The following is a 25,322-nucleotide window of genomic DNA, read 5'->3' as shown; positions in this document are numbered from 1 at the left end:
GCTTTTCCAAAGTGACCCGCCGTAAGGGCGGAACCATTAGAAGCCGTTACCGCAAAAACGGATATGTACACGGTCAAACACCAACAGGCACCAAAAACGCCGCCTCCAACAACTGCCGCGTATAAGCATGCCGCGGCTCAGCAAAAATCGCCGAAGCCTCCCCCTGTTCCACCACCTGCCCATGCTTGACCACCATCAACTGGTGACTCAACGCCTTCACTACCGCCAAATCATGGCTGATAAACAAATAGGTGAGGTTGTACTTGGCCTGCAAACTGCGCAACAACTCCACCACCTGCCGCTGCACCGTACGGTCCAGCGCCGAGGTCGGCTCATCCAGCAAAATCAAGCGTGGCTTGAGCACCAGCGCCCGGGCGATGGCGATGCGCTGGCGCTGCCCCCCGGAAAACTCATGCGGGTAACGATGTCGCGATTCCGGATCCAGCCCCACCTCACGCAGCGCCGCAATAATCGCGGCCTCCTGTTCAACAGGCGTGCCCATCTTGTGAATCCGCAACCCCTCGCCAACAATCTCACTGACACTCATCCGCGGGCTCAAACTGCCAAACGGGTCCTGAAATACCACCTGCATTTCCCGCCGCAACGGCCGCACCTGCTGCTGGGTCAGTCGGTCCAACTGCTGGCCCTCAAAACGAATCCCGCCCTTGCTGGCGATCAACCGCAAAATCGCCAGGCCCAGCGTCGATTTACCCGAGCCACTCTCACCCACGATGCCCAGCGTCTGCCCCTGGGGCAGGCTGAAATTAATGCCATCCACCGCCTTGACGTAATCCACGGTGTTACGCAAAAAGCCTTTCTTGATCGGAAACCACACCTTCAAGTCATCCACTTCCAGCAACGGCGGCCCGACCTCGTTGCTCGCCGGCCCACCGCTGGGTTCCGCCGCCAGCAGCTCCTGGGTATACGGATGCTGCGGCGCCTGGAACAGCGTCTCGCACGCCGCCTGCTCGACGATGCAACCCTTCTGCATCACGCACACGCGATGGGCGATGCGCCGCACCAGGTTCAAGTCATGGCTGATCAGCAGCAGCGCCATGCCCAGCCGCGCCTGCAATTCCTTGAGCAATTCCAGAATCTTCAGCTGCACCGTGACGTCGAGGGCCGTGGTCGGCTCATCCGCGATCAACAGTTCCGGCTCGTTGGCCAGGGCCATGGCGATCATCACCCGCTGGCGCTGGCCACCGGAGAGTTCGTGGGGCAAGGCCTTGAGGCGCTTGTGCGGCTCGGGAATACCGACCAGTTCGAGCAGTTCCAGGGTGCGCCGGGTCGCGACCTTGCCGGTCAGCCCTTTGTGCAGGCCGAGTACTTCGTTGATCTGCTTTTCGATGGTGTGCAGCGGGTTCAGCGAGGTCATCGGCTCCTGGAAGATCATCGCAATGCGGTTGCCGCGAATATGCCGGAGGGTTTTTTCTTTAAGGGTCAGCAGGTCTTGCCCGGAATAGCTGATGGTGCCCGCCGGGTGGCGTGCCAGCGGGTAGGGCAGCAGGCGCAGGATCGAGTGGGCGGTGACGGATTTACCCGAGCCGCTTTCGCCGACCAGGGCCAGGGTTTCGCCGCGCTTGATATCGAAGCTGACGTTGTTGACCACGCGGTGGTGGTGCTCGCCGGTAACGAACTCGACGCAGAGGTCGCGGACTTCGATCAGATTGTCCTGATTCATGTCATTTCCTCGGGTCGAAGGCATCGCGAGCGGACTCGCCGATAAACACCAGCAAACTCAACATGATCGCCAGCACGGCAAAGGCACTGATACCCAACCAGGGCGCTTGCAGGTTGGATTTGCCCTGGGCCACCAGTTCGCCCAGCGACGGTGAGCCGGCCGGCAAGCCGAAGCCGAGAAAATCCAGGGCGGTGAGGGTGCCGATGGCGCCGGTGAGAATGAACGGCATGAAGGTCATGGTCGAGACCATGGCATTGGGCAGGATGTGCCGGAACATGATTGCGCCGTTCTGCATGCCCAGCGCACGGGCCGCGCGCACGTATTCGAGGTTGCGCCCGCGCAGGAACTCGGCGCGCACTACGTCGACCAGGCTCATCCACGAAAACAGCAACATGATCCCCAGCAGCCACCAGAAGTTGGGCTGCACAAAACTGGCGAGGATGATCAGCAGGTAGAGCACCGGCAAGCCGGACCAGATTTCCAGGAAACGTTGCCCGGCGAGGTCGACCCAGCCGCCATAAAAGCCCTGCAGCGCACCGGCGATCACGCCGATGATCGAGCTGAGTACGGTGAGGGTCAGGGCGAACAGCACCGACACACGAAAGCCGTAAATCACCCGCGCCAATACATCGCGGCCCTGGTCATCGGTGCCCAGCAGGTTGACGCTCGAAGGCGGTGCGGGTGCGGGTACTTTCAGGTCGTAGTTGATGCTCTGGTAGCTGAACGGGATCGGCGCCCACAGCGTCCAGGCGTCCTTGGCCTTGAGCAGTTCCTGGATATACGGGCTCTTGTAGTTGGCCTCCAGCGGGAATTCGCCGCCAAACGCGGTTTCCGGGTAGCGCTTGAGTGCCGGGAAATACCAGTCGCCGTCGAAGTGCACGGCCAGCGGTTTGTCGTTGGCGATCAACTCCGCGCCCAGGCTGAGCACGAACAGGACCAGGAACAGCCACAGCGACCACCAGCCACGCTTGTTGGCCTTGAAGCGCTCGAACCGACGGCGATTGAGGGGGGACAGGTTCATCTCAATGCTCCCGGCTGGCGAAGTCGATACGCGGATCGACCAGGGTGTAGGTGAGGTCGCCGATCAGTTTCACGATCAGCCCCAGCAGGGTGAAGATAAACAGCGTGCCGAACACCACCGGGTAATCACGGTTGATCGCTGCTTCAAAGCTCATCAGGCCGAGGCCGTCGAGGGAGAAGATCACTTCCACCAGCAACGAGCCGGTGAAGAAAATCCCGATAAACGCCGAGGGGAAGCCGGCGATCACCAGCAGCATCGCGTTGCGGAACACATGGCCGTAGAGCACGCGGTGGTTGGTCAGGCCCTTGGCTTTGGCGGTGACCACGTATTGTTTGTTGATCTCGTCGAGAAAACTGTTTTTGGTCAGCAGCGTCATGGTCGCGAAGTTGCCGATCACCAGCGCAGTGACGGGCAGCGCGAGGTGCCAGAAGTAATCGAGGATCTTGCCGCTCCAACTCAGCTCATCGAAATTGTTCGAGGTGAGCCCGCGCAACGGGAACCAGTCGAGGTAACTGCCACCGGCAAATACCACGATCAGCAGGATCGCAAACAGGAACGCCGGGATCGCGTAGCCGACGATGATTGCCGAGCTGGTCCACACGTCGAAGTGGCTGCCGTGGCGCGTGGCCTTGGCGATGCCCAGCGGGATCGACACCAGGTACATGATCAGCGTGCTCCATAACCCGAGGGAGATGGACACCGGCATTTTTTCCTTGATCAGGTCGATGACCTTGGCGTCGCGAAAGAAGCTGTCGCCGAAATCCAGGCGGGCGTAGTTCTTGACCATGATCCACAAGCGTTCCGGCGCCGATTTGTCGAAGCCGTACATCTTCTCGATTTCCTTGATCAAGGCCGGGTCCAGGCCTTGGGCGCCCCGGTAGCTGGAGCCGGCCACCGAGACCTCGGCACCGCCACCGGCGATGCGGCTGGTGGCGCCGTCAAAGCCTTCGAGCTTGGCGATCATCTGTTCCACCGGGCCACCGGGCGCGGCCTGGATGATGATGAAGTTGATCAGCAAAATCCCGAACAGCGTGGGGATTATCAGCAACAGGCGGCGAACAATATAAGCCAGCATTTAATCGCCTCCGCTCGCCGGATCGGCGCTCGTGTCCAGGGTGACGGCAGGTTTTACATCGGGCTTGGCCCACCAGGTGGAGGTGCCGACGTCGTACAGCGGCGAGACCTTCGGATGGCCGAGATGGTCCCAATACGCCACGCGGAAGGTCTTGATGTGCCAGTTGGGGATCACGTAGTAGCCGAACTGCAGCACACGATCCAGGGCCTTGGCGTGGGCGATCAGGCTTTTACGCGAGTTGGCGTCGATCAGCTCTTCAACCAGTTGGTCGACGGCCGGGTCCTTTAGCCCCATGTAGTTGCGGCTGCCGGGCTTGTCGGCGCTGGAAGAGGACCAGAATTCGCGTTGTTCGTTACCCGGCGAGGTCGATTGCGGGAAGCTGCCCACCAGCATGTCAAAGTCGCGCGAGCGCAGGCGGTTGATGTACTGCGACACGTCAACACGGCGGATCACCAGGTTGATGCCCAGGTCCGCCAGGTTGCGCTTGAACGGCAGCAGGATGCGTTCGAATTCGGTCTGGGCCAGCAGGAACTCGATGGTCACCGGTTTGCCGGTGGTGTCGACCATCTTGTCATCGACGATCCTCCAGCCGGCGGCTTGCAGCAGTTGGTAGGCCTCGCGCTGCTGGGTGCGGATCATGCCGCTGCCGTCGGTCTTGGCCGGCTCAAACGCCTGGGTGAAGACTTCGGGCGGGATCTTGTCGCGAAACGGCTCCAGAATCGCCAGTTCGTCGGGGCCGGGCAGGCCGGTGGCGGCCATTTCCGAGTTTTCAAAGTAACTGCGGGTGCGCGTGTAGGCGCCGTTGAACAGCTGTTTGTTGCTCCACTCGAAATCCAGCAACAGGCTGATGGCCTTGCGCACGCGCACGTCCTGGAACATCGGCTTGCGCGTATTGAACACAAAGCCCTGCATGCCGGTGGGGTTGCCGTTGGGGATTTCCTCCTTGATCAACCGGCCCTGGGCGACCGCCGGGATGTTGTAGGCGTTGGCCCAGTTCTTCGCGCTGAACTCCAGCCAGTAGTCGAATTGCCCGGCCTTCAGCGCTTCCAGCGACACCGTGCTGTCGCGGTAATAGTCGGTGATGCGGTTGTCGAAATTGTAGAAGCCTTGGGTGACCGGCAGGTCCTTGGCCCAGTAATCCTTGACCCGCTCATAGCGCACCATGCGCCCAGGCTTGACCTCGGCGACCTTATACGGCCCGCTGCCCAGCGGTATTTCCAGGTTGCCCTTGGCGAAGTCGCGGGTGGCCCACCAATGCTTGGGCAATACCGGCAGTTGGCCGAGGATCAGCGGTAATTCGCGGTTGTTGGTGCGCTTGAACTTGAACAGTACCCGCAGCGGGTCTTCGGCCACCACTTCGTCGACGTCGGCGTAGTAGGTGCGGTACAGCGGCGAGCCGTCCTTGATCAGTGCCTGGAAGGTGAACACCACGTCTTCGGCGCGGATCGGGTGGCCATCGTGAAAACGCGCTTCGGGGCGCAGGTAGAAACGCACCCAGCTGTTGTCCGGGGCTTTTTCGATCTTGCCGGCCACCAGGCCGTATTCGGTGATCGGTTCGTCCAGGCTTTGCATGGCCAGGGTGTCGTAGATCAGCGGCAGATTGTCTGCCGGCACGCCTTTGCTGATGTACGGGTTGAGGCTGTCGAAGCCGCCCATGCTGGATTCGCGGAAGGTGCCGCCCTTGGGCGCGTCGGGGTTTACGTAGTCGAAGTGCTTGAAGTCGGCGGGGTACTTGGGTGGCTCGTTGTACAGGGTCAGCGCATGTTGCGGCGCGGCATTGGCCGCGCTGCACAGCAACAGGCTGCTCAGTAACGCGTAGCGCAAATACATCATTGGGCTTTCTCCGAAGCTTTCAGCCACCACGCGCTCAGGCCCAGGCTGTAGGGCGGCGTGGTGACAAAGGCGAACCGGTTGCGGTACGCCAAGCGATGATAGTTGAGGTACCAGTTGGGAATACTGTAGTGCTGCCACAGCAACACGCGGTCGAGGGCGCGGCCGGCGGCCAGTTGCTCTTCGCGGGTTTGCGCCGCCAGCAGTTGGTCCAGCAGGCGGTCGACCACCGGGTTGGCGATGCCGGCGTAGTTCTTGCTGCCCTTGATGTTGGCCTGGCTTGAGTGGAAGTACTGCCACTGTTCAAGGCCGGGGCTCAAGGTCTGGTTGAGGGTGATCAGGATCATGTCGAAGTCGAACTGATCCAGGCGCTGCTTGTATTGCGCGCGATCAACCGTGCGCAGGCGCGCGTCGATGCCGATGCTGATCAGGTTCTCGACATACGGCTGCAGGATGCGCTCCAGGTTCGGGTTGACCAGCAGAATTTCGAATCGCAGCGGTTGCCCGTCACTGTTGAGCAGGCGCTGCCCCGACAGTTTCCAGCCGGCTTCGCCCAGCAACGCCAGGGCGCGGCGCATGGTGTCGCGCGGGATGCCGCGACCGTCGGTCTGCGGCAGGCTGAACGGCTGGGTGAACAGGTTGGCCGGCAACTGGTCGCGGTACGGCGAGAGCATCAGCCATTCATGGCCTACCGGCACGCCCGTCGCCGAGAACTCGCTGTTGGGGTAATAACTCAAGGTGCGTTTATAGGCGCTGCTGAACAGGGTGCGGTTGGTCCATTCAAAGTCGAACATCAACCCCAGTGCTTCGCGCACCTTGGTCTGGGCGAAGGTCGGTCGCCGCGTGTTCATGAACAGGCCCTGGCTCTGGGTCGGGATCTGGTGGGCGATCTGCGCCTTGATGACATCGCCACGGTTGACCGCCGGGAAGTTATAGCCGGTGGCCCAGTTCTTGGCCTGGTGCTCGATGTAGATGTCGAATTCGCCGGCCTTGAAGGCTTCGAAGGCCACGTCGCTGTCGCGGTAGAACTCCACTTCGACCTTGTCGTAGTTATAGAAACCCTGGTTGACCGGCAGGTCCTTGCCCCAGTAATCCTTGACCCGTTCGAACACCAATTGCCGGCCAGGCGTGACCTTGGTGATGCGATACGGCCCGCTGCCCAAAGGGGGTTCGAAGGTGGTGGCCTTGAAGTCGCGGTTTTTCCAGTAATGCTGGGGCAATACTGGCAGCTCGCCCAGGCGCAGGATCAGCAGCGGGTTGCCGGCGCGCTTGAACACAAAGCGGATACGGTGGCGGTTGAGGATGTCGACCCGCGCCACTTCCTGCAGGTTGGTGCGGTACTGCGGGTGGCCTTCGGTCAGCAGGGTGCGATAGGAGAACGCCACGTCATAGGCGGTGATCGGCTTGCCATCGTGGAAACGCGCTTCGGGGCGCAGGTTGAACACCACCCAACTGCGATCCTCGCTGTACTCCACCGACTGGGCAATCAGCCCGTAGCTGGAGGTGGGCTCATCGCCGGACGGCGCGTACTGGCCGGTGCCGACCATCAACGGCTCGTTCAGCTCGTTGACGCCGTATTGCAGGAAATTGGGGGTGGAAACCGGGCTGGAGCCCTTGAAGGTGTAGGGGTTGAGCGTATCGAAGGTGCCAAAGGCCATGACCCGCAATGTCCCGCCTTTTGGCGCTGCAGGGTTTACCCAATCAAAGTGGGTGAATTTTGCCGGGTACTTGAGCCTGCCGAACTGCGTATAACCGTGGCTCTCGGTAATCGTCGCGTTCGCTGCAAAGCTCAAGGCCAGACTTATTAGTAGAAGGAGGGGACGCTTCAAGTCAGAGATCCGATCCAGGCGGCTTGGGCTTTATGATCGGTACAGTAACAGCTTGTTCCGGTTGGAAAAAGGTTGTTTCAGAGGCTGACCGAGGGCTGGCAAGGTCTTGAGCCTGGGGTCAATCAAATGTGGGAGCTGGCTTGCCTGCGATAGCATCGGCTCGGTGTCACTGATACACCGAGGTGTTTGCATCGCAGGCAAGCCAGCTCCCACACAAGCCTGCCCATGCATCGAATTTGCCTTAGCGTGGCCCGGAAACCACCAGCATCTGCCCTGGCTTGAGTGCCTGGCCAGTGCGCGGGTTCCAGCGCTTGAGATGTTGCATCTCAACGTTGAAACGCTTGGCGACAATGTACAGCGAGTCGCCTTTCTTGACCTTGTACTGCACCGGCTTCTTGCTGTCGGCCTTGGCCACCAGCTTGCGCGTGTCCTGCATCACCAGGGTCTGGCCAACCTTGAGCGCCTGGCCGTTGAGCTTGTTCCAGCGCTGCAGGTCATGCACGTCGACCTTGTTCGCCTTGGCGATCAGCGTGAGGTTGTCGCCCGTACGCACCTTGTAATTGCGCGTACGCCCAGCCACCCGCGCGGTCTCGACTTCGTCGAACACCTGCTTTTTCGGGCGCATCGCCAGCAATTCTTCCGGCTTCATCGTCGAAAGGGTGCTGGTGAGCAACTGCGCCTTGGAACTCGGCACCAGCAAATGCTGGGGGCCGTCGAGGGTGGTGCGTTGTTTCAGGGCGGGGTTGAGCTGGAACAGTTCGTCTTCATCGATTTCAGCCAGCGCGGCAACCCGTGACAGGTCCATGCTTTGCTTGACTTCAACCACTTCGAAGTACGGCGTGTTGGCGATCGGGCTCAGGTTGACGCCGTAGGCCTCGGGGGCCAGTACCACCTGGGACAGCGCCAGGAACTTGGGCACGTAGTCCTTGGTTTCCTGGGGCAGCGGCAGGTTCCAGTAATCGGTGGGCAGGCCGAGCTTCTCGTTACGCTCGATGGCCCGGCTGACCGTGCCTTCGCCGGCGTTATAGGCCGCCAGGGCCAGCAGCCAGTCGCCGTTGAACATGTCATGCAGACGCGTCAGGTAGTCCAGGGCGGCGGTGGTGGAGGCGGTGATATCGCGGCGGCCGTCGTAGGCGCGGGTCTGGCGCAGGTTGAAGTAGCGCCCGGTGGAGGGAATGAACTGCCACAAGCCGACCGCATCGCTGCGCGAATAGGCCATTGGGTTGTAGGCACTTTCAATCACTGGCAGCAGCGCCAGCTCCAGGGGCATGTTGCGTTCTTCAAGGCGTTCGACGATGTAATGAATGTAGAGGCTGCCGCGTTCTCCGGCGTTCTCCAGAAAGGACGGGTTGCTGGCGAACCACAAACGCTGTTGCTCGATGCGCGGGTTGACGCCCAGGCCGTCCTGCAATTGAAAGCCCCGTCGCATGCGTTCCCAGACATCCTGGGGGACTTCGGGGCTGGGCTTCTCTGAGAGCCAAATAGGTTTTTGCTTGATCTTGGCGGCAAGATTGGGTTTGGGTTGCACGGTGGATTGTGCAGCGAAATGAGTCGATTGGCAGCCCGCCAGAGTAGCGGACACAGCCACCGCCACGGCTTGAGCCAGGCGGGTCAATGCGTCTGAAGAGATGGATTTACGAATAGATGACGACATTGGCTGGAAGTAAGTTCCGGGCAAAAATGTCGGGCGATTCTAGAAAGCGCTTTGGTTGCGGTCAACCATTCAGAAAATCCGTATCAGATTGCATCCGCTTAGAACTTATCTTTCCACGCCCTCAAGCTAGCAAACACCTCGGCCCCAGAGCGGTTATCGCGCCCATTCCGTTCGTCCGCTTTTTGTTTAACGGATGTTTCGGCGGTGCGTAGAAAAGGGTTAGTACGTTTTTCAAGGGCCAGGTTGGACGGCAGCGTCATCTCGCCACGGGCGCGCAGTTGCTTGACGTGCTCGACGCGTTCGGCGATATCGGCGTTATCCGGCTCCACGGCCTGGGCAAATTTGAGGTTACTTTGTGTGTACTCGTGAGTGCAGTACACCAAGGTCTCGGCCGGCAGGGCGGCGAGGCGTTCCAGTGAGGTGTGCATCTGTTCCGGCGTGCCCTCGAACAAGCGGCCGCAACCGGCGGCGAACAGGGTGTCACCACACAACAGCACGCCCTGGTGATAAAAGGCGATGTGGCCGAGGGTATGGCCGGGTACGCTATAAACGTCGAAGTCCCAGCCCAGCACGCTGATGCGGTCGTTATCGTGCAGGGCCACGTCACGCGCCGGGATGTTTTCATTCGCCGGGCCGTAGACCTTGGCATTTGTCACACTTTTCAGTTGCTCGACGCCGCCGACATGATCATGGTGATGGTGGGTGACCAGGATGTCGCTGAGCGCCCACTGCGGGTTCTGCTTGAGCCAGGCCAGCACCGGCGCGGCATCGCCGGGATCGACCACGGCGCAGCGTTGGGTGTTCGGGTCCTGCAACAACCAGATGTAGTTGTCGGTGAAGGCGGGTAGGGCAGTGATCTGTATCATTCTTCGATTCGCCAAGCTGAACACATTGGTGCATCTTAGAACGTCTAGGCGAGTTGGAGAATGCAATGACTGATAAAGCGTTCGCCCAGGCCGATCCTGAGTGGCTGGCCCTGATCAGCGCAGCCCGTGAATGGCTGTCCGGGCCGATCGGGCAATTTCTGCTGGATGAAGAAAGGCAAATGCTCGAAGACGAGCTGGGCCGGTTCTTTGGCGGCTACCTGGTGCATTACGGCCCCTCGGCGCAGACGCCGCCGTCCGCGCCGCAGGTGCAGCGTAACGTGCGCCTGGGCGCGCCGTTGCCGGGCGTCGAGATTGTCTGCGAGGAGCAGGCCTGGCCGTTGAGCGAGCACGCCGCCGACGTGGTGGTGTTGCAGCATGGCCTGGATTTTTGCCTGTCGCCCCACGGGTTGCTGCGCGAAGCCGCCAGCAGTGTGCGCCCTGGTGGCCATTTGCTGATTATCGGCATCAACCCCTGGAGCAGCTGGGGCCTTCGGCATGTGTTCGCCCATGACGGCCTGCGCCAGGCGCGCTGCATCTCGCCCTCGCGGGTGGGCGACTGGCTGAACCTACTGGGCTTTGCGCTGGAGAAACGCCGCTTCGGGTGCTATCGTCCGCCGCTTGCGTCGACCAAGTGGCAAGGCCGCCTGGCTGGCTGGGAACGCCGTGCGGGGGCTTGGCAACTGTCGGGTGGCGGCTTCTATTTATTGGTGGCGCGCAAGATCGTGGTCGGGCTGCGGCCGGTGCGTCAGGTGCTGCGCCAGCCGATGGGCAAGCTGGTGCCGATGCCGATGGCCAAGGTCAATCGCAAGCAAAGCGAACCGTAAAACCTCTTTTTGATTACCGGCCGAGTCTTTCGGCCCAGGGATTCTGTCGGCCCATTGCCGCCAGCCCGTTTTGATGGATGTAACCGATGACCGATAGCGTAGAACTCTTCACCGATGGCGCCTGCAAGGGCAACCCTGGCCCCGGCGGCTGGGGCGCCTTGCTGGTATGCAAGGGCGTGGAGAAGGAGTTGTGGGGCGGCGAAGCCAACACCACCAACAACCGCATGGAGCTGATGGGCGCCATTCGTGGCCTCGAGGAACTCAAGCGCCGCTGTGACGTGCTGTTGGTGACCGACTCGCAATACGTGATGAAGGGCATCAACGAGTGGATGGTCAACTGGAAAAAGCGCGGCTGGAAAACTGCGGCCAAGGAACCGGTGAAAAATGCCGACCTGTGGCAACTGCTCGATGAGCAATGCAACCGCCATAACATCACCTGGAAATGGGTGCGCGGCCACATTGGTCACCCTGGCAACGAGCGTGCCGACCAGTTGGCCAATCGCGGTGTGGACGAAGTGCGAGGCTACAAACAAAGCTGAGTCCGCTGACGTGTTAACATCGCGCCCTTTGATTCACACCACTGCCTACCACCGTTGAGAGCTGAACCCTGATGGCCATCCGATCTGTTGTACTCGATACCGAAACCACCGGCATGCCGGTGACCGATGGTCACCGGATCATCGAAATCGGCTGTGTCGAACTGATGGGTCGTCGCCTCACCGGCCGTCACTTTCACGTCTACCTGCAACCCGACCGCGACAGTGACGAAGGCGCGATTGGCGTCCACGGCATCACCGACGAGTTCCTTAAAGGCAAGCCGCGCTTTGCCGAAGTGGCGGATGAGTTTTTCGAGTTCATCAACGGCGCTCAGCTGATCATCCACAACGCGGCGTTCGACGTCGGCTTCATCAATAACGAATTTGCCCTGATAGGGCAGACCGAGCGTGCGGATATCTCCCAGCACTGCTCAATCCTCGACACCTTGATGATGGCCCGTGAGCGGCACCCGGGCCAGCGCAACAGCCTCGATGCGTTGTGCAAACGCTACGGCGTCGACAACTCCGGCCGTGAACTCCACGGCGCGTTGCTCGACTCCGAGATTCTGGCCGACGTTTACCTGACCATGACCGGCGGGCAAACCAGCCTGTCCCTGGCCGGTAACGCTTCCGACGGCACCGGTTCGGCAGAAGGTTCGGGCAATCGCCCTTCGGAAATCCGCCGCTTGCCGGCTGACCGCAAGCCCACCCCGATCATCCGCGCCAGTGAGCAGGATCTGGCTGAGCATGCGGCGCGGTTGGAAGCGATTGCCAAGTCGGCGGGTGCACCGGCGTTGTGGTCGCAGCTGACGCAGCAATAACCTCGGTCGAACACGCTTGAAAAATGTGGGAGCTGGCTTGCCTGCGATAGCGGTAGGCCAGCAACCTATCTGTGACTGGTCCAGCGCTATCGCAGGCAAGCCAGCTCCCACACAAGCCAGCTCCAACAGTTAATCTGCAGTGCTTTGGAAATCTTCATTCGCGGCATTCCCTCCCAGCTTCTACCCTGAGTGCATAGCCCTCCAGAGTTCGAGCGCTCATGTACAAAGACCTGAAGTTCCCTGTTCTGATCGTACATCGCGACATCAAGGCCGACACCGTTGCCGGTGACCGGGTTCGAGGCATCGCCCAAGAGCTGGAACAAGAGGGCTTCAGTATTTTTTCCGCGGTGGACTATGCCGAAGGCCGGCTGGTGGCTTCTACCCATCACGGCCTGGCGTGCATGCTGATCGCCGCCGAAGGCGCCGGCGAAAACACCCACTTGCTGCAAAACATGGTCGAGCTGATTCGTCTGGCGCGGGTGAGGGCACCCAACCTGCCGATCTTTGCCCTGGGTGAGCAGGTCACCCTGGAAAATGCACCGGCCGATGCCATGAGCGAGCTCAACCAACTGCGCGGCATTCTGTACCTGTTCGAAGACACCGTGCCGTTCCTGGCCCGCCAAGTCGCGCGCGCGGCACGCAGTTACCTGGATGGCTTGTTGCCGCCATTCTTCAAGGCCTTGGTGCAACACACCGCCGACTCCAATTACTCCTGGCACACGCCCGGCCATGGCGGCGGCGTGGCTTATCGAAAAAGTCCGGTAGGGCAGGCGTTTCATCAGTTCTTCGGTGAAAACACGCTGCGTTCGGATTTGTCCGTTTCAGTGCCGGAACTCGGCTCGCTGCTTGATCACACCGGGCCCTTGGCGGAAGCCGAGGCACGCGCCGCGCGCAACTTTGGTGCCGATCACACGTTCTTTGTGATCAATGGCACCTCGACCGCCAACAAAATCGTCTGGCATTCCATGGTCGGCCGCGACGACCTGGTGCTGGTGGACCGCAACTGCCACAAGTCGGTGTTGCACTCGATCATCATGACCGGCGCGATCCCGTTGTACCTGTGCCCGGAGCGCAACGAGCTGGGGATAATCGGCCCGATTCCCCTGAGCGAATTCAGCCCCGAATCGATCCACGCCAAGATCGAAGCGAGCCCATTGACCCGTGGCCGGCCACCCAAAGTGAAGATGGCGGTGGTCACCAACTCCACCTACGACGGCCTGTGCTACAACGCCGAGCTGATCAAGCAGCAACTGGGCAACAGTGTCGAGGTGTTGCACTTCGACGAAGCCTGGTACGCCTACGCGGCCTTTCACGAGTTCTTCGCCGGGCGTTATGGCATGGGCACCTCGCGTACCCCCGACAGCCCGCTGGTGTTCACCACGCACTCGACCCACAAATTGCTGGCGGCCTTCAGCCAGGCCTCGATGATTCATGTGCAGGACGGCGGTGCGCGGCAACTCGACCGTGACCGTTTCAACGAAGCGTTCATGATGCATATCTCCACCTCGCCGCAATACAGCATCATCGCGTCACTGGACGTGGCCTCGGCGATGATGGAAGGCCCGGCCGGGCGTTCGCTGTTGCAGGAGATGTTTGACGAGGCCTTGAGCTTTCGTCGGGCGTTGGCGAATTTGCGCCAGCACATTGCTGCTGAGGATTGGTGGTTCACCATCTGGCAACCGCCTTCAGTGGCCGGCATCGACCGAGTGGCCACGGCGGATTGGTTACTGCACCCGCAAGATGACTGGCACGGCTTTGGCGATGTGGCCGAAGACTACGTGCTGCTCGACCCGATCAAGGTCACGCTGGTAATGCCCGGGCTTAACGCCGGAGGAGCCTTGAGCGATTGCGGGATTCCCGCTGCGGTGGTCAGTAAATTCCTTTGGGAGCGTGGGCTGGTGGTGGAAAAGACTGGGCTGTATTCCTTCCTCGTGTTGTTTTCCATGGGCATTACCAAGGGCAAATGGAGTACCTTGCTCACCGAATTGCTGGAGTTCAAACGCAACTACGATGCGAATGTGAGCCTGGCCAGTTGCTTGCCCTCGGTGTTCAAGCAAGGCCCGACGCGTTATCAAGGCCTGGGTTTGCGCGACCTGTGCGATCAGTTGCATAGCTGTTACCGTAGCAACGCCACCGCCAAACACCTCAAACGGATGTACACGGTGTTGCCGGAAATCGCGATGAAACCGGCCGACGCCTATGACCAGCTGGTGAGGGGCGAAATCGAGGCTGTCTCAATCGATGCTTTGCCAGGGCGCGTCGCCGCCGTGATGCTGGTGCCTTATCCGCCCGGCATTCCGTTGATCATGCCGGGCGAGCGCTTTACCGAGTCAACGCGTTCGATCATCGATTACCTGGCCTTTGCCCGGACGTTCGATAGCAGTTTTCCCGGTTTTGTCGCCGATGTTCATGGGTTGCAACACGAAGATGACGGCAATGGTCGTTGTTACACCGTCGATTGCATCAAAGGCTAAAGGATGTTTATGCAAGCTGTAATGAACCCGAAGTACCCGGGGCTCAGTGTGCGGGTCGCCGACGAAGGTTTTGATGCCTACGTGTGGGGCAATGATTTCAGCTTTGAGGTCAGTGCCTACGGCGTGCCGGAGATGGGCAAGCGCGTCGATCAGTGGGTGGTCGAGCGCATTGTGCCGTACCGCAAGTGTTATGGCATCGACCCGGAAGAGTTCGCGAGTTTTCGCGATGCAGCCGACAGCGCCATCTTCATGGCGTACCTGGATGACCGTGCGGTAGGGCATATCGTGGTCAGCACCAATTGGAACGGGTTTGCCCACGTTGATGAACTGGCGGTGGCCTTGCCTGCGCGGCGCCATGGTGTGGCCAAGGCATTACTGGATGTGGCGCAGTTCTGGAGCCGCAAGAAAAACCTGTCGGGCATGATGCTCGAAACCCAGAACAACAACCTCGGTGCCTGCCGGCTATATGAGCGCTGCGGTTATGTGATGGGCGGGATCGACCACTTGCGGTATCGCGGTATTGACCCGCAAACCCGCGAAGTGGCGATCTTCTGGTATCGGTTGTTCAAAACCGAGTTGAGTGCGGCCTGAAGGCGGCTCGTGGGTAACGTTTCAAGCCGCGCCGGAAGGCTGCCAGTGAGTTTATGTAACGGCCCAGGAGTGTTCCGCGCCGACGTGGACTTTTAGCTGTTCATTGAACTGGCGGTAGTGCGTTTTGTTCTCCCGCACCGTCTCCGGGAGCCCATCGGGCTCCGTTACGCCCTTGTCCGAATAATACTTGCGAGCGTTTTTTTCCACGTTGTAGCGCTCACCGCCAAAACTGCCTTCTATGCTGAGCCCTTCGAAGCCTGCCTCGTAAATCTCAGGTCGCCTGGCTTTTAATACGTCGTTAAACATGGTCGGGCCTACCGCTTCAAAAATCTCGCCTTCATAGGTCAAAAAGTCATCGTCGTATATGAGCGCGCCGTTTTCGTCCCGAGCGATGGTTGGTCGATTAGCCTCAAAGTAGGGTCTTTTTTCGGCGAAACGGCGATTTTGTTCGGCGATCATTTGAGTGATAACCGGGTTGTCCGCCTGGGTTGCGAAGTTGCTTGTATTGAAAAAAGGTTTGTTACCGGTGACTTTATGGCGGACCGGATGGCCGATCAGGATGTCCGAGTCGCCGGCGTTCAGGCCTGCCGCCCCGACAGCGCCCATGATCGTGTCATCGGTGTCGAGGTAGATGCCGCCATATTTATTCATCAATGGGTAGCGCGCCACGTCAGAAGTGGCGGCGAGGTTCTGGCCCTGACCCTTGCGGAAATATGAATACATCTCGGAGGTGCTCAACGATTGGAAAAAGTCGTCTTCGTGCAGGTTCAGAACCGTCACGCCGGGGACGTCTTTTTCCAGCTTGAGCTTCATGATTCGGAACAGCTCCGGGGTGTCCGCGTCGACGTGCACAATGGATCTGAACCCCGGCATTTTCTCGGCGTTTTTGCTGATATTGCTCACCAGCTTGTCCGGTATCTCGCCGCCTGCCCAGAAATAGTGAATGTCTTTTGGCAGTGGCCGGACATTCTTGGGTTTGGTCAATATGGCCGGGGCGGTGACTTCAACGAAGCGGAATTCGTGCGCATCAATTTTTTTTGCTTTTCTCAACTCATCCAGCGTCCCCATCTGCCATGTGTTCTTCGCACTTCTCCAGAAATACAATTTGTTGCGGGCTTCGTAGCTCCACTCACCCACTTGCGTATCGAATTTGGCGATATGGTTTTCGCCTCTGTAGTTGATGCAGTAGGGGTAAGAAGAGCCCGGCCTGAGTTGTACGTCATCTACCGGCAGCACGTAGGTACTGTCGTCGAGTTTCCAGGCAGGCGGAGCGCCGCCCCCGATTAAGCGGTGGGCAGTGGCTGAAAGCTCCCAACCATGGCTGCCCAGGTCTCTGACGGCAAGGTCGGGTTGGTTGGCGTTGGGGTGTTGGATGACACGCTGGCCATCCTTGAGTGTGGACTGATAGAGCCTGCCGTCGATTTTTATATAGTTTTTGTTGCCCGGGCCCACGTAAACATTGGCCTGCAAGCCTTTCACCTGTAGCAGGTCAGGCGAGAGATCGACCGCATAGTCCCGCAGCGCGGGCGGGTTGAGCACTTTGAGTCCATCGGCGGTCGCCACTACGTGTGGCTTGAATTCGGTTAGCAGCGGCCCATAGGACGACCCCTTGGCCACGTCATAGTCGTACCAGATGCCGTTGCGAAATGCGGCGCCGGTTTCCTCGACTCGATCCAGCGCTTTGTAGGTGCCGACGGCAACCAGACCGTGCTGTTTGCCCGCCTCTTTGAGCACGTCGTAGCTGCCGCTGGCGCCCTTTAGAGTATTGACCGCTGAGCGCCCCCTGGACCAGATGAAGCGACTGGCGCCTCCGAGCAGGTCGCCGGCGCCACCCAGCGGGTTGAGTGCTTCGATCATGGCACCGCCGAGGAACCTTGCGGCTTTCGAGGCGGCGTTGAGACTGGTCACGCCCTTGGCAAATACCTTGCCTGCCTGGGCAGCCTTGCCCACGCCCAACGTCACCAGGCCGACCACGTCAAGACCAAGGTCAAACAAGCCATCGGCGATTTTGCCTTGGCTGAAATTGACAATCGCTGACCTGAAGGGAATCAGGTTGAGGAAAAAATTGCCGATGGCATCGTCGGCCGCCACGCTTTTGTCGTAGGCGTTCATGCCTTTGGCATAGTCGAGCAGGTCGTCATTGTTCAAGTCGAGGGAATGGGTGAATACCCTGGCGATGTAGTCGGTGCGGGCAGAGTCAAACACTTGAAGATTTTGCGAAGTTGTCGGTTTTTCCGTGCCCAGTGTGGCGTGCTCGTTCTCGAATGGGTTGAACCGGACGGTACGATACAGCTTGTTGCCATCTCTTCTTTCGAGTTTGTCGTAGGGCGCAGAGTACGTGTCTATCAGGAAGTTTTTTTTGGTAATCGTGCCGTCGCTGGTATTAATGCAATACACGTTGACTTGCCCGTCTCGCGTGGTTTTTACATCCAGCGTATGGCCTCGTTTGGTCAGCGTCTTTGTCCAGAAGTCGGTGGCTATTTTGTATTCATTGGTATGGAAAAACTCGAGCTGGCCATACGCGAAGTTCAGCTTGTCCTCGGGTGATAAGTTCGACGTCAGGTATTTGCACAGGCCTGTGTGGCCTGCCTTCTGTGCCTCGATAGCCGAGGCGTAGCGTGTGGCAAATTCGTCGGCGACGGTGAGTGTGCCGCTTGCGGATTTTTCGCAAAACGCCGCGATGGGTATCCGCTTGTCATCGGTGACCCAATGTTCCTTGTCCTCATGTTTGACCTTGTCGCCCTGCGTGACGATATCCAGCATTGACAGCGCCCCGGACAAGCGGCCGGGCCGCCCCGGATTCAAATGGGCTTTGAGGATGTTGCGGGCCTTGAAGACACTGTCCGGAACCCCCGGAAACTCTTTCCTGAGCAGCGCCAGGCCCATCGCTTCCCGGCTGGGGATAGCCGTTGCCAGCGCTGTGGAGGTGGCTTGCAAGGCACTTTGCTGGGTATTGAACGCGGTTTGTACGGCCTGCATTTCAGTCTGTGTGGGCGTGGTGTCGCCGGCACTCAACAGGCCATGCACGACTCCCCAATTACGCAAGGCTTCGTGCTGGATACGCTGGGAGAGCGCTGCGTCGACGTCGAGGCCCTCGGCGGCGGCGAGCACCTCGCTGTAGCTCATGGTGAGTGCGCGCCCTGGCGACTGGGCCTCCAGCTTAGCCACCGCGATTGCCAACTGGGTCCAGGGGATACTGCCGTAGGTCACATTGGGCGGGATGTCCTTGACCCGGTATTCAGGCGCGACGCGTGCCAGTAACAGGCGAGCGGCGAAGTCGGCCGATTGGGCGCTGGCTCGCCCTTGCGCCACCAGATGGCGGCTCAGGCCGTCGATCACCGCTGTGGCAGGCTTGTTCCAATACTGGCGCTGCCCGAGGTCAAAGCCGGCGACGCTGTTACGCGCCGGGCTGTTCAGGGCTTCCGGGTCCAGGCCCAGGTGGATGGCCGCCAACAAGTAATCATTGCTGCTGGCATCCGTGGCGATGCCGCCCAATTCAGTCTGTATCGCTTGCCCCAATGCCTGGGCCTTGGCCGAGCCCAGCAGCGTTTCCATCGCCGAGCCGGGGTATTTGAAATCATCGCTCGACAGGTTGGCGGCTGACAACAGATAGCCCAGCACGCCTTTTTGTTTGTCGGCCAATGGCAGCCCGGGCACGGTCGAACCGGGGGCGCTGAGCAGGTCGATGAGGCGTTGTTGGTGCTGCGTTGTCAGCGGGGTTGGCCAGGACAGCGCCCCGCTGAAGTTGCCCAGGGGATGGGTGTGCACCTGCTGGATAGCGCGCTGGTAGAGCGCGAGCAACGCGTCCAGGGTCTTCGGTATGCCCAAGCCACTGCCGCTGAGATAGGCGTGTAGCGTGACGACGGTCGTGGGTGTCAGGTTGTGTTTCTGGTAGTAGGTGGAGAGTTCACAGACCGGCAATGAAAGGCTGTTCAGCTGGGCTGCCAGTTGTGTCTCAAGCCGGCTTTGCTGTTCGCTGGACAACTCACCGGGAAAGGCCTTGGTCAGTTCTTCGAGCATCGGTCGCAGTTTTGCCGCCAGTTCCGTCCAGTTGCAGTGTTCCGCGTAGGCTTTTTTCAGGGCTGCCGGGTTATCGAGTGCGTCAGGGCTTGTGTCGTTGGCCGCGCCCCTCGGCGACGAGGCCTGGAGGGCGTTCGCCGCATGGGTGGTGGGTGTTGAGTTTTGTGTGGCCAGGCCGGTGAGAGACAGCTTGGCAGCCGCAGGGTGGATGGCATTCATAGGGAACCGCTCCTTAGTTTCAGATTCGTCCGATAGAAAGCGCCGTTGGCACTTTCCAGCGAATGGGTGTGAAAAACTTCGGAGGGGGTTCCAAGGTGATTGTCAGGGCATGTTGCGCTAACGGGCGCCGGGGGCGCGGCTAAGGCCCTGGTGGGGTGTTCGAGGCGCCGCCCAGCAGGGCCTCGGCTTTGAGTGTGATGATCTCCAGCAGTGCATTCAGCGCCGGTGTGGGTTCAGCGTCCTTCAAAATCAACGCGTAAAGCATGACCGGGATGGGCGGCGATAACGGGCAGGTATCCAACCCGGCTTCCCGCGCGCCGGAGGCGGTGAGCGGGTCGACAATCGCCAGGCCTTCGCCGGCTTCGACCATGCTGCGCATCATCTGGTAGGTCTGCACCCGTGTCTGCACCACCGGCAGCGGGCGCAGCGCTTGCAGCTTGGCGTCCAGCAGGCGGCTCAACGGGTCATGCCCTTCGAGCCCGATCATCGACTGCCCGGCGAGGTCTTGCAGTGCAATGTATTTCTGCTTGGGCTTGAGCCAGCCATGGGGCGCGAGCAATTGCAGCTTGCCCTGAGCCAATACGCTACTTTGGATTTGCAGATGTTCCGGGTCATGCAGGCTCAGGCCCACATCGGCCTCGTGCAGCAGCAGGCTCCTGACGATCTCCCTGGTTGGCTGGCTCGACAGGTTGCACGGCGTGTCCTGGAAGCGCCGGCGCAGCGCGGCGATGCTTTGCGGCAGCAATTGATTGGCCAGCGGTGGCGTGCACAGGGCACGCAGGGTTGGCGCGTGATGGTGCTTGAGGCGGCTGGCCAGGCGTTGCACCGGCTCCAGCGCCTCATAGAGGTGGCCGATTGCGGCCTGCAGCTCAAGCGTCTCACGTGTCGCTTGCAAACGCCCGCGCACACTGGCAAACAGCATGAAGCCCAATTGCTGCTCGGCATCCTTGAGCGTGGCGTCTACATCGCCCACGGGGAGTTGCAACCATTCGGCGGCCGTGCCGAGGTGTCCGGTCTGCAAGATGGCCTGAATCACTTCGATATGACGTAAACGCATCGCCGGAGTCTATGTTCAGTGCGGTGGGGTTTCAATGGCTGGGGAAAAAACAGCGCGGGTCGGCTACCGTTAAGCGTGTTCGCGACTGCAACCTGCAGGTCACACAAAGCGTGTAATAACCGACGAACCATCAGGGAGCCTTGCGATGTCCGGCAAAACCGCAGTCATTGGTAGTGTGCACACCCAGCGCGGCTTTACGCGTTGGGCGGTGCTGGTGGTGTTAGTCATTATCGGGCTGCTGGCCCTGGCGGTAGGGCCACGGCTGTTCGGCAATGTGACGCAGGCGGAAATTGCCCAGGCAAAGGCCCAGGTGAGCGAATTGGGCAAGGCGCTCGAGCGGTTTCATCAGGACACCGGTCGCTACCCTCTCGATGAAGAAGGCCTGGAGGCATTGATCACGCAACCTGCCGGTGAGGCGAAATGGAAAGGGCCTTACGTCAATGAAGACTTGTTGACGGACCCTTGGGGGGTTGCCTATCAGTATCACTATCCGCCCACTCAAGCCCAAACACCTTTTGACCTGTTCTCATTCGGCAAGGACCGCACACTGGGTGGTGCAGGGGATAACAAGGATATTACCTACGGCGACAACTGATTCATCTGGCAAAACCCGACCACCTGATTAGAATGGCTGCTCTGATCATCAACGACCACTGCCGGCTAGCCGGTACATAAAACAAAAACAGGTCTGGTCTCACATGCCTCTACCCTCGACATTCCTCGGGGTAACGGCCAAACAACTGCTGGTCTTGGCGACCGCCGGCTGCGTGGCTGCTTATCTCTTCAATAATCATGATGAACACACACCGGAAAACTTCGCGCTCGAGGCGTTTATCCGTTCTCAGGAACAGGTGGGCGAGCAAGTAGGCGCGGTGCTGGAGGTTGCGCTGGTCAGGCAGGTGGTGGCGTATCCTGCGTACGGCACGCCGGGCTACAAGCGTTCGCTGTATGCCGTGGAAGGGGAGCGGGGGCGGTTGCTGGTGACGCTCAAGCAAGTGGACGGCGAGCAGGGCGTCGAGGTGACGCAGATGCAGCGGCCGTGATCGCCCGGCCCAGTCAATGCCGTCAATGGCCAGGACTGAGCTGGTAGATGAGGCGAGCTATTACGAAGCGAGGACCGTAGGCGATTCGCGGGTGATAATGGTCCCCGACTGGATCAGTCTGAACTCTTCGCCATCCAGTTTCTCTACTCGATCGCCAATGGCCAGCTTGTAGGTAGTGGAGGGCGCGGAGCCAGCCAGGTCGCCTTGCGCCGGGTTGGATTCCTGGAATTCATGCACCGAATACACGCGTCCTTCCGCGTCTCTGGCATGGAACTGTCCGACAAGTACTGCAGCCATCTGTTTAGAACCTCTGGAGATAAACACTCGATTTGCGGTTCTGTAGACCGTCATGGAGCGGGGTAGTTTACCTATGGAAAAAAAATACTATTCTTTGATGTTTTCAGACGCTTCCTACGCGCGTGGGGCGTAGCAAACGGTGTTCGGCGGCGCAAAACCCGCTGGTGAACCCGCCTCGAAGACTCTATAACTACTAGCTCCTTTAGTCAGACGTCGGGAAAACCTCAATGAGCAAGGTCTACACGATTGCCGTCCTGGTTGGCAGCCTTAGAAAAGAGTCGATCAACCGCAAGGTCGCCCTGGCCTTGGCCGAACTGGCCCCCGCCAATCTCCAGTTGAACATTGTTGAAATTGGCGATTTGCCGCTCTACAACGAGGATATCGACGGGGCATCACCGCCCGCAGCCTACAGTACTTTCCGTAAACAAGTGAGCTCATCCGACGCGGTGTTGTTCGTAACCCCCGAATACAACCGTTCCGTGCCTGCGCCGTTGAAGAATGCCATCGATGTGGGCTCGCGCCCTTATGGGCAAAGCGTCTACAGCGGCAAGCCGGGGGCGATAATCAGTGTGTCGCCGGGGGCGATTGGTGGGTTTGGCGCCAACCATCATCTGCGTCAGTCGTTGGTTTTTCTCGATGTGCCGTGCATGCAGCAGCCAGAAGCGTACCTGGGTGGTGCGGGCAGTGTGTTTGATGACGCAGGCAAGGTGTCGGAGAAGACCCGGCCGTTCTTGCAGGCGTTTATTGATGCCTATGGCAAGTGGGTGGAGAAGCAGTCGGGCTGAGAGGCAGCGCCTAACAACTTTCCACCTGCCGTATTTATGAAAGGCGCCCGAAGTATCGGGCGCTTTTTTTTGAGTAAAAGTGATAAAAAGAACGCTGGCCGCGGGAAACTAACTTTAATGCCCTCGGCGATTTTGTGTTCTTTGTATTGTCGTCGTGATTCAGCTGCCTAATTAATACAGTTGTCGACCACTGTTGAATGGTGAGTGTCAATTCTGTTGAAGCGAGGCATAACCCTGGCTGGCGAAGTTCAAGAGGTTTCGTGCCTCCGAGCCTTCAGTGGTATTTCCATCTTTCGTGGGAATGACTGCAAACGGGCTTGGGGAGCGGTATCCCTCGATGTGCATATTGCCTGAAAGCGAACCGTTACCGCCCATTTGGTCAATATGCGTCAGAACACGTTCGGCGTTGGCTGCCACGTCTGCCTGCTCGGCGGTGCTCAGTTTGGCGTCATTCCAATTGCCGCCAACCTGCTTGTAAAAGTCATTGGCAAGATGGTGAAAGTCCCGCTGTTTAAATATATCGAAAAGAGGGCCGTTGGTGATCTGCTCGACGGAGCGTGTATCGCCAACTGCTCTTCCGATATTGCCAGTAGGGGGTTGGGTGTGCGAAGTGTTATTGGTGGCGGACGCAAGGCTTTGAAAGGCCGTGGCCATTTGTGAAACCATGTTGAATGTCGGGTTTATCATTAGTTTTCCTCTTGGTTATTCACTTACCCAAGTCTTAGTGGGTTCAGTGATTCTGCGAGGTATCAGGCTGTTGGGGGAGTAATTAATAATTTGTAATTGTGGGTACATGTTTCTGTGTTGAATGATGGGGCTGCGTCGTTATTTTTTATTTGAAGATGTTATCTAAAGCCCATCTGGGTTTAGGCAGATGGACCGCGCCCCCTTGCCAAGTCGGACCGGGCTTGACGATACTCGGCGTCGAACAGGGTTTACCCGCGCTGCCCGACGCCACTGAAACTCAGCGCAACCAGTTGGTACGCGCCAACTCGATCACTTCGTCACCGCGCCCGCTCATCACTGCCTTGAGCATGTACAGGCTGAAGCCCTTGGCCTGTTCCAGCTTGATGCTTGGCGGCATGACCAGTTCCTGTGTCGCCGTGACCACATCCACCAGCACCGGGCCGTCGTGGGCCAGGGCGCGGCGCAATGCCGGTTCCAGGTCTTCGGATTGCTCCACGCGAATGCCGAGGATGCCCATGGCGTTGGACATGGCCGCGAAGTCCGGGTTTTTCAGCTCGGTGCCGGTGTCCAGGTAGCCGGCGGCTTTCATTTCCATGGCGACGAAACCCAGTGACGAGTTATCGAACACGATGACTTTTACCGGCAGTTTCAGCTGTGCCAACGAGATGAAATCGCCCATCAACATCGCGAAACCACCGTCGCCGGACATCGAAATCACCTGTCGCCCAGGAAACGCCGCCTGGGCGCCGATGGCCTGCGGCATGGCATTGGCCATCGAGCCATGGTTGAACGAGCCGATCAGGCGGCGCTTGCCGTTCATCTTCAAGTAACGCGCGGCCCACACGGTCGGTGAGCCGACGTCGGCAGTGAAGATGGCGTCGTCATCGGCCAGCTCGCTGAGCAAGCGCGCAACGTATTGCGGGTGGATCGGCCGGTCGGCCTTGGAAGGTTCCGCCAGGTCATCCAGGCCTTGGCGAGCTTTCTCGTAGTGCTTCAACGAGGTCTCGAGAAAGCGGCGATCAGTCTTGCGGGTCAGGCGTGGCAGCAGCGCGTCGATGGTCTCGCTGACATCCGCCGCGATGCCCAGGTCCAATGTGGCCCGGCGCCCTAACGCTTGCGGGTTACGGTCGACCTGGATGATTTTTGCGTCGGTGGGGTAAAACTGGCGGTAGGGGAAATCAGTGCCGAGCATGATCAGCGTGTCGCAGTTGAGCATGGCGTGGTAACCCGAACTGAAGCCGATCAGGCCCGTCATGCCCACGTCGAACGGGTTGTCCCATTCCACATGTTCTTTACCGCGCAAGGCGTGCACCACCGGCGCGCCCAAGGCGTCGGCCAGGGCTACCACTTGATCGTGGGCACCGGCACAGCCGCTGCCGCACAGCAGGGTGACTTTTTCGCTGCTCTGCAGAATGTCGGTCAAGCGTTGCAGGTCCTGTTCCGCCGGCAAGGTGCGCGGTGCGTGCAGGGCCGGCCACGGCTTGAGTTTGTCTTCGACTTCCAGCAGCGACACATCGCCTGGAATCACCACCACCGCCACGCCGCGATTGAGAATCGCCGAGCGCATGGCGCGGTGCAGCACCTGGGGCATTTGCTCGGGGTTGGTCACCAGCTCGATAAAGTGGCTGCACTCCTTGAACAGTTCCTGGGGATGGGTTTCCTGAAAGTAGTTCAGGCCGATCTCGGAGGAGGGGATTTGCGCCGCGATGGCCAGCACCGGCACGTGGTTGCGATGGCAGTCGAACAGGCCATTGATCAAGTGCAGGTTGCCGGGCCCGCAGCTGCCGGCGCACACCGTCAGCTCGCCGTTGGCAGCCGCTTCGGCACCGGCGGCGAACGCGGCCACCTCTTCGTGGCGCACGTGCATCCACTCGATGCTGTCCATGGTGCGCAGGGCGTCGGTCAGGCCGTTGAGGCTATCGCCGGTCAGGCCCCAGATGCGCTTGATGCCCGCCTGTTCAAGGGTGGTCGCCAATTGCTGGGCCAGGTTGATTTTCGCCATGAAAAACTCC

The 25,322-nt window shown here is 59.7% G+C and carries 20 protein-coding genes; 8 read left to right on the top strand and 12 right to left on the bottom strand.

Annotated features, from left to right (window positions below):
• Positions 1 to 73: 73 nt before the first annotated feature.
• The 7 genes from L8I05_RS09000 to gloB all read right to left on the bottom strand — a co-directional run bounded on the left by L8I05_RS09000 (position 74) and on the right by gloB (position 9,956).
• Complete coding sequence (locus L8I05_RS09000; RefSeq protein WP_242168380.1) at positions 74 to 1,681, bottom strand: ABC transporter ATP-binding protein; 1,608 nt, start codon at positions 1,679 to 1,681, stop codon at positions 74 to 76.
• 1 nt (position 1,682) lies between these two features.
• Positions 1,683 to 2,702: an ABC transporter permease gene (locus L8I05_RS08995; RefSeq protein WP_242168378.1), complete on the bottom strand. Its 1,020-nt coding sequence runs from the start codon at positions 2,700 to 2,702 to the stop codon at positions 1,683 to 1,685.
• Between the two features lies 1 nt (position 2,703).
• Complete coding sequence (locus L8I05_RS08990) at positions 2,704 to 3,777, bottom strand: microcin C ABC transporter permease YejB (protein ID WP_159955785.1); 1,074 nt, start codon at positions 3,775 to 3,777, stop codon at positions 2,704 to 2,706.
• Entirely contained in the window at positions 3,778 to 5,610 is a 1,833-nt protein-coding gene (locus L8I05_RS08985) for an extracellular solute-binding protein (protein ID WP_242168377.1), read from the bottom strand.
• Positions 5,607 to 7,436: an extracellular solute-binding protein gene (locus L8I05_RS08980; protein WP_242168375.1), complete on the bottom strand. Its 1,830-nt coding sequence runs from the start codon at positions 7,434 to 7,436 to the stop codon at positions 5,607 to 5,609. The genes L8I05_RS08985 and L8I05_RS08980 overlap by 4 nt, the downstream gene beginning before the upstream one ends.
• A gap of 241 nt (positions 7,437 to 7,677) precedes the next feature.
• The gene (locus tag L8I05_RS08975) at positions 7,678 to 9,090 is read right to left on the bottom strand and encodes a transglycosylase SLT domain-containing protein (protein WP_177015754.1); all 1,413 of its coding nucleotides are present in this window, start codon (positions 9,088 to 9,090) and stop codon (positions 7,678 to 7,680) included.
• 98 nt (positions 9,091 to 9,188) lie between these two features.
• The gene (gene gloB / locus L8I05_RS08970; RefSeq protein WP_242168372.1) at positions 9,189 to 9,956 is read right to left on the bottom strand and encodes a hydroxyacylglutathione hydrolase; all 768 of its coding nucleotides are present in this window, start codon (positions 9,954 to 9,956) and stop codon (positions 9,189 to 9,191) included.
• A gap of 65 nt (positions 9,957 to 10,021) precedes the next feature.
• On the opposite strand from gloB, the gene L8I05_RS08965 reads away from it, so the two are divergent.
• From L8I05_RS08965 to L8I05_RS08945, 5 genes are all read left to right on the top strand, one after another.
• Positions 10,022 to 10,780, top strand: coding sequence for a methyltransferase domain-containing protein (locus L8I05_RS08965; protein ID WP_242168370.1), 759 nt, complete (start codon positions 10,022 to 10,024; stop codon positions 10,778 to 10,780).
• A gap of 86 nt (positions 10,781 to 10,866) precedes the next feature.
• Entirely contained in the window at positions 10,867 to 11,319 is a 453-nt protein-coding gene (gene rnhA / locus L8I05_RS08960) for a ribonuclease HI (RefSeq protein WP_029291380.1), read from the top strand.
• Between the two features lie 77 nt (positions 11,320 to 11,396).
• Positions 11,397 to 12,137: a DNA polymerase III subunit epsilon gene (dnaQ, locus tag L8I05_RS08955; RefSeq protein WP_242168424.1), complete on the top strand. Its 741-nt coding sequence runs from the start codon at positions 11,397 to 11,399 to the stop codon at positions 12,135 to 12,137.
• A gap of 218 nt (positions 12,138 to 12,355) precedes the next feature.
• Positions 12,356 to 14,611, top strand: coding sequence for an Orn/Lys/Arg decarboxylase N-terminal domain-containing protein (locus L8I05_RS08950; protein ID WP_242168368.1), 2,256 nt, complete (start codon positions 12,356 to 12,358; stop codon positions 14,609 to 14,611).
• Positions 14,612 to 14,620: 9 nt separating this feature from the next.
• Positions 14,621 to 15,202: a GNAT family N-acetyltransferase gene (locus L8I05_RS08945; protein ID WP_242168366.1), complete on the top strand. Its 582-nt coding sequence runs from the start codon at positions 14,621 to 14,623 to the stop codon at positions 15,200 to 15,202.
• A gap of 51 nt (positions 15,203 to 15,253) precedes the next feature.
• Here L8I05_RS08945 and L8I05_RS08940 read toward each other — a convergent pair whose 3' ends face one another.
• Positions 15,254 to 19,441 carry a glycosyltransferase gene (locus tag L8I05_RS08940; RefSeq protein WP_242168364.1) on the bottom strand — a complete coding sequence of 1,396 codons (4,188 nt, stop codon included), beginning with the start codon at positions 19,439 to 19,441 and terminating at the stop codon, positions 15,254 to 15,256.
• Positions 19,442 to 19,580: 139 nt separating this feature from the next.
• On the bottom strand, positions 19,581 to 20,498 hold the full coding sequence (locus L8I05_RS08935) for a LysR substrate-binding domain-containing protein (RefSeq protein ID WP_242168362.1): 918 nt from the start codon (positions 20,496 to 20,498) through the stop codon (positions 19,581 to 19,583).
• A gap of 145 nt (positions 20,499 to 20,643) precedes the next feature.
• On the opposite strand from L8I05_RS08935, the gene gspG reads away from it, so the two are divergent.
• Positions 20,644 to 21,093, top strand: coding sequence for a type II secretion system major pseudopilin GspG (gene gspG / locus L8I05_RS08930; protein WP_242168359.1), 450 nt, complete (start codon positions 20,644 to 20,646; stop codon positions 21,091 to 21,093).
• Positions 21,094 to 21,196: 103 nt separating this feature from the next.
• Positions 21,197 to 21,541 carry a hypothetical protein gene (locus L8I05_RS08925; RefSeq protein ID WP_159955808.1) on the top strand — a complete coding sequence of 115 codons (345 nt, stop codon included), beginning with the start codon at positions 21,197 to 21,199 and terminating at the stop codon, positions 21,539 to 21,541.
• Positions 21,542 to 21,601: 60 nt separating this feature from the next.
• Here the strand turns inward: L8I05_RS08925 and L8I05_RS08920 are convergent, their stop codons facing one another.
• On the bottom strand, positions 21,602 to 21,838 hold the full coding sequence (locus L8I05_RS08920; protein ID WP_242168357.1) for a hypothetical protein: 237 nt from the start codon (positions 21,836 to 21,838) through the stop codon (positions 21,602 to 21,604).
• 227 nt (positions 21,839 to 22,065) lie between these two features.
• Here L8I05_RS08920 and L8I05_RS08915 point away from each other — a divergent pair, with 227 nt between their 5' ends.
• Positions 22,066 to 22,623 (top strand): NAD(P)H-dependent oxidoreductase, encoded by a 558-nt coding sequence (locus L8I05_RS08915; protein ID WP_242168355.1) that lies wholly within the window; start codon positions 22,066 to 22,068, stop codon positions 22,621 to 22,623.
• Positions 22,624 to 22,830: 207 nt separating this feature from the next.
• On the opposite strand, the gene L8I05_RS08910 is transcribed toward L8I05_RS08915, so the two are convergent.
• Both L8I05_RS08910 and poxB read right to left on the bottom strand, forming a co-directional pair.
• Positions 22,831 to 23,310, bottom strand: coding sequence for a hypothetical protein (locus L8I05_RS08910; protein WP_242168352.1), 480 nt, complete (start codon positions 23,308 to 23,310; stop codon positions 22,831 to 22,833).
• 277 nt (positions 23,311 to 23,587) lie between these two features.
• The gene (poxB, locus tag L8I05_RS08905; protein ID WP_242168350.1) at positions 23,588 to 25,312 is read right to left on the bottom strand and encodes a ubiquinone-dependent pyruvate dehydrogenase; all 1,725 of its coding nucleotides are present in this window, start codon (positions 25,310 to 25,312) and stop codon (positions 23,588 to 23,590) included.
• Positions 25,313 to 25,322: the final 10 nt, after the last annotated feature.

It is taken from the genome of Pseudomonas sp. MONT-RG-20F-20-E-7-02 (assembly GCF_022662395.1).
Classification (GTDB): domain Bacteria; phylum Pseudomonadota; class Gammaproteobacteria; order Pseudomonadales; family Pseudomonadaceae; genus Aquipseudomonas.
This window is presented reverse-complemented; position numbering and strand designations above follow the sequence as displayed.